This window comes from Elusimicrobiota bacterium (assembly GCA_018816525.1).
In the GTDB taxonomy this organism is placed as follows: Bacteria; Elusimicrobiota; Endomicrobiia; order CG1-02-37-114; family XYA2-FULL-39-19; genus OXYB2-FULL-48-7.
This window is the reverse complement of the sequence record JAHIVV010000074.1, coordinates 15,297-27,050: the sequence shown is the minus strand read 5'-3', so window position 1 is coordinate 27,050 and position 11,754 is coordinate 15,297. Positions and strand designations below refer to the sequence as shown.

Sequence of the window (11,754 nt, the reverse complement as noted above, 5' to 3'; positions counted from 1 at the left end):
TAAAAAACACGTAATAGACCTTTGCCAGAAAATTATTGATGCAAAACTGAGTAATTTGCACTATACAGCCATGTGCATGTACAACACGCTTGATGATGAAATGCTGGAAATTATGAAAAAAGCGGGTTATTACCAGATAAGAGTCGGCGTAGAAACTGTCAGCGAGAAAGTCGCCGAAGGTATCGGCATGAAAGGCAAACTCAACCTGGATAAACTGTACAGAGTGCTTTCAACAGCGAAAAAACTCGATATAGAAATCTACGGAACCTTCCTTGTGGGCGCGCCTAACGCAAACCCGGAAGAAGACATGAAAACCATAAATGTGATGAAAGACCTTCTTAAAAAAGAATTGCTGACTGAATTGCAGATTTCAATATGCACGCCTCAGCCAGGAACACCTTTCTATAATAAGGTAGAAAAGGAAGGGTGGCTGCTTCACAAAGAATGGCAGAGGTTTGACGGCAATACAGAGTCAGTAGTAAGCTATCCCCATTACCCAAAAGAAAAAATAGAAGAAGTTTATAAAAAAGCCGTTGATATAGGCCATTATTACAGGGGATTAATCAGCCTGAAAAAGGACGGATATTTTTCTACAGCTGTTAAAGCGATAAAAAAACGCGGAGTTTTCGGATCCATAAAACTTGTTATTGAATATTTGAGAGGAAAAATATAAATGTCTCAGAAACAAAGAGTTGCGCTGATCAGCCCCGGTACCGAGCAGGTTTTTGCGGTTCACGAGCCTATAAATCTCGGTTTTTTAGCTTCCTACCTGGAAAAAACCGGGTATGAAGTAAAAATCATTGACCAGTTGGGCGGGCAAAATGTTGAAGAAGAGCTTTTTAAGTTCAATCCTGACCTGGCCGGGATAACTGCCACTACGCCTGTTATCTATGAAGCGTATAAAGTTGCACAGCTTGCCAAAAAAATGGGGATTCTCACGGTTATGGGCGGCATCCATGCCACCATGTTCCCGCAAGAAGCGCTAAAGTACGCGGACATCGTTGTAAAAGGCGAGGGGGAAAAAGCTCTTGTTGAAATATTGACGAAAAATATAAAAAACGGTATCATAACAGGCGCCGCCATTACAAAGCTTGACGATATCCCTCCTCCGGCGCGCCACCTGATGCTGATGAAGGAAAGGTACCTCTATTGTAAAAAAAGAGTGCCTTACATAGGCCACCTTCCGAGAGTCCCGGCAAATAAAAGAATAATTCATATGATTACCAGCCGCGGCTGTCCGCATGCCCGCTGTATCTATTGCCATAATTCCACAAAAAATATTCCTTACAGGTCCAACAGCCCGGAAAGAGTTATAGAAGAAATAAAATTGCTTAAAAAGCAGTTTGACGTAGAGGTTATTTATTTCATGGAAGATAATTTTTTCGCAGAAAAAAATCGGGTAATGAAAATCTGCGAACTGATGATACAAAATAAGCTCGATTACATTGATTGGGGCGGCACTATCAGGGTAGAGCAGGTTGACGAAGAAATGCTGTCCGCTTCAAAAAAAGCCGGCGCAAAATGGGTGGGAATAGGTTTTGAAAGCGGTTCCCAGAGAATCCTGGACATTTTAAGCAAGGGCATAAAAATCGAACAATCCGCAAGAGCAGTAGAAATTGTGCGCAAAGTAGGGTTGTTACCGCACGGCAACGCAATGATAGGAAACCCCACGGAAACACTCGAAGACGTTGAAATGACAAGAAACTTTCTGTTCAAAAACAAGGTTGTGCTTCCTGAAATATATATTTACACTCCTTATCCCGGTACAAAAGCGTGGGAAATGGCCGTAGAAAACAAATTAGTGCCGGCTATGGATAAAATTGACTGGCGCATTTTCACCCAGGAAAGAATAGTAATGAATTTGTCGGCGATGACTAAAGAGCAAATCGAAAAAGGAAGAGCCCGCCTGCTTTTGCAGTATTATCTCAGCCACCCGATTGAAACTTTCAATATTTTAAAATGGATTCTGTTGTTCCCGATAGCTCCGCTTACCAAAGCGATTAAAATTGTCTCCCCGCTGTTTAGATTGAAAAGAAAGGAAGCTTAAATGGCAAAAAACAAAAACAGGCCTCCGATTCAAACAAAAGCTGCCTTTATTGAGAAGGTTGTACAGCTAAAACCCTTAATACCGGGTTTTATTATTTTTTCGGCTCTTCTGGTTTGGGGCTGGGTAATATCGCGCAGTTATTTTGAACAGTACAAAGTAAACCTGGATTGGCTTAATTATGTGCTATCAGTTCAGGAATTCAACAACCCGACAATTTCTTCATTTTTTGGCGTATTCGGCGATTATTTGTTGACTGCAATACTTGTTATCTGGTTTTACATTTCTGCTTTTGGCGTTGGAGAAAAAATCAGGGGCTTATTTAAAGTTGAAAGTGAAAACAAATACGAAAACCTGTTTTTTTCGATAGGATTCGGAATTTCTGTCATTATCTACGGCACTTTTTTTATCGGCCTGGCCGGCGGGCTGTATAAGCAGTTTTTTGTAATGATATTTATAGCCCTGGGTATTTTCGGGATATTTGAACTTAAGAAATTTCATACTAAACATAAAAATGTTTTAAATCAGCCCAAGAAACCAGAATTTAATTTTGTAAATTTCCTGCTTGTAATTGTTCTGTTTATAGCAGGCCTGGTTACGCTTGTTACCGCCCTTACACCTGAAACTTTCTACGATTCCACGCAGTATCATCTGGGTGTCCCTTTGATATGGATACAAAACCACAGGATTTGCGAAATACCTACCATCCAGCAAAGCTACTACCAGATGAATATGCATATCCTTTATGTTATTTCAATCCTACTGAAATATTCCGGCCTTGCTAAACTGCTCAATTATTCATTCGGTCTGTTTTCAGCCGTGCTTGTCTATATTATTACAAAAAAATACTTCTCAAAAAAAGCCGGACTGCTTGCCGTTGCCTTGTTTTGCGCAGCCCCGATAGTCATGTTCGTATCTAGCAGAAGCTGTATTGAACTACCGATGACATTTTTTGAATTATTAGGCCTGTTTGCGATATTCAACTGGATCAATTCGAAAAAGGACAGGTGGTTTTTCGCCGCCGCTATATTTTCCGGCATGGCGTTGGCCAGCAAGCTAACCTCTGTGTTCGGCGTAATTTCGCTTATTTTTGCGGTTTTAATGTATTACGTAATCTACCGCAGGCAGGAAATACTGCACTTGCTTAAAATCGGCTCAATATTTCTTTTAATTTGTTTCGCGCTGGTATCGCCGTGGCTTTTGAAAAATTATATATTGATCGGCAACCCGATATTTCCTTTTAAGCTGGACCTGGCGCATTTTCAGGTTCAGCAGGTATCAAAAAATGCGATTACTTCCTATATTGACCAGGCGCCCATACCTTTGACTATCAAAAACATTGTTACAATCCCCTGGAATACAACCATGGGTAAATATCAGGAAAGTTTTTCCGGAGCAGCGTTTCTTCTGCTGATCCCATTTTTGTTTTTCTTTAAAAAAACAAATAAACTCGCAAAAATAATATTTTTCTATTGTATTCCTTATTATCTGTTCTGGATTGTAATCGGCAGGTGTTATCTGAGATTTTTAATTACTCCGCTGGCATTTCTGTCTATTGTGCTGGCGTATTATGTAACTGAGGCAGCCATTTCTAATATATTCAAAAACATAATAGCGCTTATTTTAATAGTATTTTTCGGCACAAACATGTTACTCTACATGTTTTTCCAGAAAATGAGCCAGAATCCACTGGGTGTTGTTTTCGGCATGCAGTCAAAAATGGAATACCTTTTTTCATCCAGGCAATCCTACCCGTCGCCCTATTACCAGGTTATTGACTGGGTTAACAATAATTTACCCCAGGATGCAAAAATAGCTTTCTTCGGCGAAACCAGGCCTTATTACGCGCAAAGAAGAGTTCTTGCGCATTCAGCCGGGGATTTTAACCAGGTGATACTGTGGTGCAAGAAAGTAAACAGCGCTGATGAACTGAGGGAAAAGCTGGCAAAAGAAAGAGTCACGCACATTATGTTCAATGCGCCGGAAGGAAGGCGGTTGAATTGCTACGATATTTTCCAGTTTGAGCCGAAAGATTTGGAAATTTTCAGCGCTTTCTGGGAAAAGTATTTAAAAATGATCTATGCCGCGCTTCCTGACGCCTCATTGAATGACGGCCGGCGCGCGTCAAAAGTGCCGGAATTTTGGGCCGGCTACCAGCAGAATCCATTTAATTATGTATATCTTTATGAAATTTTGTCTCCGGAAGATGTTAACAGGCCTCGCCAGGCCGTGTTAAATTTTTTCCTTTATAAAAACCTTTACGAACCCAAAAGGCAGGTGCTGTTAGGCCCGACAATAGAGAAACTAATAAAGGCAAAGAAATAATAATGAAAAACAAAATTCAAACAAATGAATATGTGAATTTATTAAAGGATGTTAAACAGCGTATCCGTTCAGCACAGTATGAAGCTTTAAAAGCAGTAAACAAAGAACTTATTAACCTGTACTGGGATATTGGCAGAATGATTGTGTCACGGCAAAGTGATGATACTTGGGGAAAATCAATAGTAAAAAAACTTGCTGTTGATTTACAACAAGAATTTACAGGTATACAAGGATTTTCAACCCAAAATCTTTGGAGGATGAGACAGTTTTATCTTGTCTATAAAAGTAATACAAAACTCTCACCACTGGTGAGAGAAATTGGCTGGACACATAATGTGATTATTTTAATGCATTGTAAGGATCCGCTTGAGCGGGAATTCTACATTCGTATGACCAAACGCATGGGTTGGACAAAAAATGTTCTAATTCACCAGATTGAAAACCAAAGCTATGAAAAAACACTTCTAAATCAGACGAATTTTAATAAAGCCTTGCCTGAGAAAATTAAGAATCAGGCAAAACTGGCAGTGAAAGATGAATATACCTTTGATTTCCTTGAACTGAGCGAAGAACATAGTGAAATGGAGCTTGAGAGGGCTTTAATTGCAAAAATCAACAAGTTTCTTGTGGAAATGGGCGGGATGTTTTCATTTATGGGCAATCAATTTCGTTTAGAAGTTGACGGTGATGAGTTTTTTATTGATATTCTGCTTTATCACCGCCGGTTAAAATGCCTTGTTGCAATAGAGCTTAAGGTAGGTAAATTTTTACCAGAGCATGTAGGTAAAATGCAGTTTTATCTTGCAGCGTTGGATAGCAAGGTGCGTGAAAAAGGCGAAAATCCTTCCATTGGTATTATTTTATGTAAAGATAAAAAACACACTATCGTTGAGTATGCGCTTAAAGAAAGCAATAAACCAATAGCAGTTGCCAAATACCGAATGACTCCAACATTGCCAAAGAATTTGCAGAAAGAACTTCCGGCACCGGAGCAAATACGGAAATTATTTGATAAGGATTAGTGATTGTTTGTACATCGTATAGAAACATAAACGCCTCATAAATGCCTCAAACGCCCCATTATTGCCTATCGAAGGGAGTTAATTAGGAAGTAATTATGGCTAAGGTTTTATTCATCTGTGCGGGATGCGAACATTTAGGGATTGAATACATTTCTTCCATGCTCAAGAAACACAACCACCAGGTTGATTTATTTCTTGTGCCTATATTGCCGGAAGATTCATTTTTTAATGTAAAATTGGTACAGAAAAATTATAAATACTCAGATTTCAAAAAGAAAATAATTGAAAGAATACAGAACCACCCGCCTGATATAATCGCTTTTTCAGCTGTAACAGATTTTTATCGTTATGGCTGCGACATCGCAAAAGACATTAAAGCGCAGATTGACATCCCGATAATTTTCGGCGGCATACATCCTACCACTGTGCCTGACATTGTCATAAACGAACCGTTTATCGATATTATCTGTGTTGGTGAAGGCGAATTCGCCATGCTTGAGTTGATGAATCGCATAGAAGAATACAAAAAAGAAAAAACCCTACAAATTAATAATCTATGGTTCAAAAAAAATGGCGTAGTGACAAAAAATCCCACCAGCGATCTGGTTGAAGACCTTGATGAATTTCCTCTTCCAGATAAACAGTTATTTTATGACAGAATGCCGTCATTCCGCAGGCAATTCAATATTAATTCTACGCGCGGTTGCCCGTTCGGGTGCACTTATTGTTGTAATAACATTTTAAGGGCTATATATAAGGAAAAGGGAAAATATTTAAGAAAGAGAAGCGTAGAGAACGTCCTTCTAGAGCTTGAACAGAATGTTACGAAAGATACCAAGCTCATTTTTTTCCGTGATGAAGTTTTTCCTTATAATAAGGTTTGGATGAGGGAATTTGCAGAAAAATACCCAAAAAGAATAGGCATTCCTTATAAACTATTTATCCATCCAAGAATGTGTACGCAAGAAACCACGCAGCTGCTTGCCCAGTCTGGCTGTATCTATGTCTCAATGGGAGTTCAGAGCGGGTTCGAAGAAACCCGTAAGAAGTACCTCAAGCGCATAGACACCAATGATGAAATAGCGGCAGCGGTGAAGAATCTTAAAAAAGCAGGAATAAGAGTTAATATTGACCACATCGCAGGCGTGCCGGGTGAAGGCGAAAATGAAATGGTCCAAACGGCTATTTTTTATAATGATTTTCGGCCTAATGTAGTTACCTATTTCTGGATGACCCTTTATCCCAACACGGAAATTGTATCCATATATAAAAGCCTCAGTTTGATAACGGATAAAGAAATTGGTAGAATCAACCACGGCGAGCTTCAGTCGGATTTTCTTGGAGGAAGCGTAAGTTTCAACCAACAGCTCTTTTACCAGTTCAGGACTTTTCTTTGTTATCTTCCGCTTATCCCGAAATGGTTTTTTTCACTGCTAATAAAGTGGAAGGTGTACAAATACGTAAATATAAAGTCACGTTTTTTCAGCTCACTTTTCCCGAGATTGCTGTTGGCGCCTTTTAACAGGGATGTAAGGGCTTGGAAGGTTGAAATAGGCGATTGGCTGGAAAGAATGAGCTATTTTAAGAAATTTATGAGAGACGAGGTATAACACAAAATGGGTAAATTCAAAAAACCGATACAAATAACCGCGGGAATAGTAATCAGCGTAGTGTTTTTATACCTGGCTTTCAGGCGGGTGAATATCCAGGAAACACTGCAGGTAATAGCCAGAGTGAGATGGCAGTTTTTAATTATTGCTGTTGCCGCTACTATTACCGGTATTTATGTGAGAAGTTACAGATGGAGAATAATTTTAAATAAGGACTTGCCTCTTTCATATTTTGTCGAATCTACGTTTGTAGGCCAGTTTATTAATAATGTTTTGCCTTTTAGGATGGGGGATTTAGCTCAGGCGTATTTTCTTGCAAATAAAGGTAATCTCAGTAAAAGTACGGCTTTTTCTACGGTGATTCTTGAAAGGCTCACAGATGTTATGCCTCCGGTTTTAATATTGATACTGGGTTCGTTTTTTGTATTTATGCCGGAACAAATCGGGCGGTTTAATATTTTAATCGTTGTGGCGATACTATTTTCAATATTATTCTGCGTTATAAAATTCCAGAAAAAACTGGTGGGGATATTTGAAAAACTTCTCCCAAACAGCAGTTTCGGAAAAAGGCTTCATCAATTCATAGATAATTTTTATGCCGGCATGAGTTTTGTAAAAGATAGAAAAAGGTTTGCAAAAGTGGCCGCTCTTTCAATTCTGCTGTGGGGTGTTTACGGGTTTACTGCATATTGCTGTCTTTTGGCTTTTAATATTCATATAAATTACCTTGGAGCCATGCTGGTTATCAGCGTAGTAGCCATTAGTGTAACAATCCCGGCTTCTCCCGGATACGTGGGGACATGGGAATTTTTCAGTATTTTGGCGTTGAGTATTTTTAAAGTAGGTAAAAGCGTTGCGCTAAGTTTTGCATTGCTGTATCATCTTGTCGGATGGCTTCCTGTAACCCTCCTGGGTTTTATAATAGTCCTCAAAAGCGGCATTTCCATCTCCAAACTTGAAAATCAGGAAGAAACAAATATGTAATTTGGAGTTGACAATTACAAAATATACATGTAAAATGGAAGTATGTATTCCAGAATTATTAAGCCCCCCAAAAATAAAAGTTTCTTTTTGTTCGGCCCGCGCGGTACAGGCAAAACTACCTGGGTAAAATCCTGTTTTCCTGATGCATTATATTTTGACCTGTTGGAAGCAGAAATATATAATGACCTTTTAGCTAATCCTCAAAGACTTGAAAATTTAATACCAAAGGATTTTAAGAAATGGGTAATTATAGATGAGATACAAAGAGTTCCGGAACTGCTCAATGAAGTTCATCGGTTAATTGAAAAATATAAGTATAAATTTATACTGACCGGTTCAAGCGCCCGCAAGTTAAGGAAAAAAGGGCATAATCTTTTAGGTGGGCGTGCATTGACATACTCAATGTATCCGCTAACTGTTGTTGAATTAGGAAAAGACTTTGATTTTAATCATTCCCTGAAATATGGTTCCCTGCCGAGCGTATATACCGAAAATAACCCGAAAGAGTATCTGGAAAGCTATGTTAAAACTTACCTGGATGAAGAAGTGCGTTTTGAAGGCCTGACAAGGAACCTAAGCGCATTCTCAAGGTTTTTGGAAGCTGCGAGTTTTTCTCAAGGGTCCATTTTAAGCGTATCTGCGATTGCCCGTGAATGCGCGGTTGAAAGAAAAGTAGTAGAAAACTATTTTTCTATCCTTGAAGACCTGCTAATTGCATATAAACTGCCTGTTTTTACAAAAAGAGCGAAAAGACGAATGGTTTCTCATCCCAAGTTTTATTTTTTTGATGTTGGAATTTACAGGACATTAAGGCCGATGGGCCCTTTAGACAGGCCTGAAGAAACTGAAGGTATTGCATTGGAAACACTTTTCTTTCAAGAAATAAAAGCTGTTAATGAATCACTGGGACTGGGATACTCAATTTATTACTGGCGGACATCCAACAACATGGAAGTGGATTTTGTGATGTATGGGGAAAAGGGCATCAGGGTTTTTGAAGTCAAACGGGCTGGTAAAGTCACAAGCTCCATGCTTTCAGGTTTAAAGTCATTTTTAAAAGAATATCCTATGGCAAAAGCCTATTTCGTATACGGTGGAGATAAATATGTGAGAGAAGGCAACATTGAAATTGTGCCTATTAAAAACCTGTTAAAAAATCTTCCAGAAGTTTTATTATAGTCTTCAAAAGAGGCATTTCCATCTCCAAACTTGAAAATCAGTAGAAAGCAATGCTTCCATCAACACGGAAATGTTTTGGATTGTATTTGGATTATTTTTTTAATAGAATCAATCTATGGAAAAAACAGGAACATTGATAGCAGTTGTTGATGATGAACAGGATATCCTAGAATTGCTTTCGCTTAATCTGAAGAAAGCCGGGTACAAAGTCAAGGAATTTTCTGATTCAAAAAGTTTTTTCAAGTCAATAGAAAATCAAAAACCGAGCCTTATAATCCTTGATATAATGCTTCCTGATATGGACGGTTATGAAATCTGCAAACAGCTTAAAAGCAGCAGCAAGTTTGTTTCAGTTCCTATTATTATGCTGACAGCCAAGAGCGAGGAATTTGACAAAGTGCTGGGCCTTGAACTGGGCGCGGATGATTATATAACAAAACCTTTTTCACCCAGGGAGTTCGTAGCGCGGGTAAAAGCAGTATTGAGAAGAAATACCGTAAAGGAAGACAAGGAAGATTTAAAAAACATTACTTTTGGGGATATCTTGGTTATCAATCCCGAAAAATATGAAGTTATTGTTAAAGGAAAAAGAATCGATTTAACAACTACAGAATTTAAAATACTTGAAATTTTAGCTTCCCGGAAAGGTTTTGTATTCAGCAGAGATAAATTGCTTGATAATTTATGGGGCCAGGAAAAAGCCGTGCTTGACAGAACCATAGATGTTCATATTAAAAACCTTAGAGAAAAACTACGCGATGCGGGTAAGCTGATAAAGAATATAAGAGGTGTCGGTTATAAACTGGAGTTATGAAAAAGTCTATATTTTTAAAGATTTTTAGCCTTTATCTGCTGATAATTATCCTGTTAAGCTCTTCAATTCTGTTTTTTACATTCAAATCAATAAAATCCCACTACCTTAATTCTCAAGTACAAAATCTAATAAATATTAACAATGCCCTAGAACTGAAAATTCTCCCTTTGATTGAAAATAAGCAAACCAAAGAATTGGAAGTTTTAATAAAAAGCCTTGATAAAACCATCAGCACAAGAATAACAGTAATTAACGCTAAGGGAATTGTCTTGGCTGATTCTGAAAATGACCCGAAATTGATGGAAAATCGCAAGTACAGGCCCGAAGTTTTAAAGGCATTAAATGGTGAAATCGGCCAATCCGTCCGCATAAGCCTCACTAATAAGGAAGAGATGCTTTACGTGGCAAGGCCTCTCAGGGAAAAAGGCAAAATTATAGGGGTTTTGAGGGTAAGTTTGTTTTTAAAACAAATTAACATTCTTCTAGACAGCCTGAAAAACAGGATTTTTCATATTGTTATAATTATTCTGGTAATTTCCTTTATTCTTTCATTTATTTTTTCAAGGAGCCTGGCCAAGCCTATCAGGATTTTAGCGGAGGCCTCCAACAAAATTGCTGAAGGCAATTTTGAATCCAGAATTTACCTGAAAAATAATGATGAATTTAAACTACTTGCAGACAGCTTCAATTATATGGCGTCAGAAATAAAAACCTCGTTGGGGGAAATTTCGCACCAAAAAGAAGAATTAAACAGTATTATTTCTTCTATTCAGGAAGGCCTGGTTTTGCTCAATAGAGAAAATAAAATTATTTTATTTAATAAGGCTTTTGTTAAGCTTGCCGGAATGCAAAATTTGGAAAACAAATTTATTTGGGAAATTATCCGGGATCCAAAGTTAAATGAATTGATAAAAAAAATACGCCTGGAAAGGAAAAACACTATAGACGAAATAGAATTAAATGAAAAATCGGTGTTATTAAGCACTGCCACAATGGAAACAAATAATGAAGTGGTTTTAATTCTGTATGACATAACAGAATTTAAAAAACTCGGACAGATAAAAAAAGATTTTGTTGCAAATGTTTCCCATGAGCTTAAGACGCCGCTAACAGCTATTAAAGGATTCGTTGAAACAATGGAAGAAGAGGAACGGCTCAATAAACGTTACCTTGATGTGATAAAAAGAAATATTGACAGGCTTATGAACATAGTCGGCGACTTGTCAGCACTGTCCAGCCTGGAAGATAAAAGTGTTCAGCCTGATTTCCAGAAAGTTAATTTAAAGGAAGCAATTGAAAATGCTTCAAAGATATTTGAAAAGCAGATGAATGAAAAAGGACTTTTTTTAAAACTGGAACCGGACAAAAGCCTGCCCAACATAACTGCAGACCCATTCAAACTGGAACAATTATTCATAAACCTATTTGATAATGCCGTTAAATACACTGAAAAAGGCGTGATAACGATATCAGCGGTAAAATTCGGTTCATATATAAAAATTGAAGTTATAGATACCGGCATAGGGATTCCCAAAGAACACCTTCCAAGAATATTTGAAAGGTTTTATGTTGTTGATAAATCCCGCTCGAGGAAACTTGGCGGAACCGGACTGGGGCTTTCAATAGTTAAGCACATTGTTTTGCTCCATAACGGAAGTATAACCGCAGAAAGTCCCGCAAACCAGTTGGGTAGCGGCACAAAATTCATTATAAACCTTCCAATTTAACTGAAGCAAAAATCTTAACCTAAAATTAACAAACCACTTATACTGCCTT

At 38.0% G+C, this 11,754-nt stretch carries 9 protein-coding genes; all 9 read left to right on the top strand.

The window, feature by feature from the left end; all coding sequences use genetic code 11:
- Positions 1 to 673 (top strand): radical SAM protein (locus KKH91_07245; GenBank protein ID MBU0952597.1); only part of this gene is annotated, 673 nt, incomplete at its 5' end.
- Entirely contained in the window at positions 674 to 2,047 is a 1,374-nt protein-coding gene (locus tag KKH91_07240; GenBank protein ID MBU0952596.1) for a B12-binding domain-containing radical SAM protein, read from the top strand.
- Complete coding sequence (locus KKH91_07235; GenBank protein ID MBU0952595.1) at positions 2,048 to 4,369, top strand: glycosyltransferase family 39 protein; 2,322 nt, start codon at positions 2,048 to 2,050, stop codon at positions 4,367 to 4,369.
- 2 nt (positions 4,370 to 4,371) lie between these two features.
- Positions 4,372 to 5,391 carry a DUF1016 family protein gene (locus KKH91_07230; protein MBU0952594.1) on the top strand — a complete coding sequence of 340 codons (1,020 nt, stop codon included), beginning with the start codon at positions 4,372 to 4,374 and terminating at the stop codon, positions 5,389 to 5,391.
- 95 nt (positions 5,392 to 5,486) lie between these two features.
- A complete protein-coding gene (locus KKH91_07225) occupies positions 5,487 to 7,001 on the top strand; it encodes a B12-binding domain-containing radical SAM protein (GenBank protein MBU0952593.1) in 1,515 nt (504 codons plus the stop codon).
- 6 nt (positions 7,002 to 7,007) lie between these two features.
- Positions 7,008 to 7,985, top strand: coding sequence for a flippase-like domain-containing protein (locus KKH91_07220; protein MBU0952592.1), 978 nt, complete (start codon positions 7,008 to 7,010; stop codon positions 7,983 to 7,985).
- A gap of 42 nt (positions 7,986 to 8,027) precedes the next feature.
- Entirely contained in the window at positions 8,028 to 9,164 is a 1,137-nt protein-coding gene (locus KKH91_07215; protein ID MBU0952591.1) for an ATP-binding protein, read from the top strand.
- A gap of 115 nt (positions 9,165 to 9,279) precedes the next feature.
- Positions 9,280 to 9,978 carry a response regulator transcription factor gene (locus tag KKH91_07210; GenBank protein ID MBU0952590.1) on the top strand — a complete coding sequence of 233 codons (699 nt, stop codon included), beginning with the start codon at positions 9,280 to 9,282 and terminating at the stop codon, positions 9,976 to 9,978.
- Positions 9,975 to 11,705, top strand: a complete 1,731-nt coding sequence (locus tag KKH91_07205; GenBank protein MBU0952589.1) for a cell wall metabolism sensor histidine kinase WalK — start codon at positions 9,975 to 9,977, stop codon at positions 11,703 to 11,705. Before KKH91_07210 ends, KKH91_07205 begins: the two co-directional genes overlap by 4 nt.
- Positions 11,706 to 11,754 lie beyond the last annotated feature (49 nt).

Excerpts from the sequence above, each read along its gene's own strand:
- KKH91_07240 (MBU0952596.1), top strand. The coding sequence starts at position 674 with ATGTCTCAGAAACAAAGAGTTGCGCTGATCAGCCCCGGTACCGAGCAG.
- KKH91_07235 (MBU0952595.1), top strand. The coding sequence starts at position 2,048 with ATGGCAAAAAACAAAAACAGGCCTCCGATTCAAACAAAAGCTGCCTTT.
- KKH91_07230 (MBU0952594.1), top strand. The coding sequence starts at position 4,372 with ATGAAAAACAAAATTCAAACAAATGAATATGTGAATTTATTAAAGGAT.
- KKH91_07225 (MBU0952593.1), top strand. The coding sequence starts at position 5,487 with ATGGCTAAGGTTTTATTCATCTGTGCGGGATGCGAACATTTAGGGATT.
- KKH91_07220 (MBU0952592.1), top strand. The coding sequence starts at position 7,008 with ATGGGTAAATTCAAAAAACCGATACAAATAACCGCGGGAATAGTAATC.
- KKH91_07215 (MBU0952591.1), top strand. The coding sequence starts at position 8,028 with ATGTATTCCAGAATTATTAAGCCCCCCAAAAATAAAAGTTTCTTTTTG.
- KKH91_07210 (MBU0952590.1), top strand. The coding sequence starts at position 9,280 with ATGGAAAAAACAGGAACATTGATAGCAGTTGTTGATGATGAACAGGAT.
- KKH91_07205 (MBU0952589.1), top strand. The coding sequence starts at position 9,975 with ATGAAAAAGTCTATATTTTTAAAGATTTTTAGCCTTTATCTGCTGATA.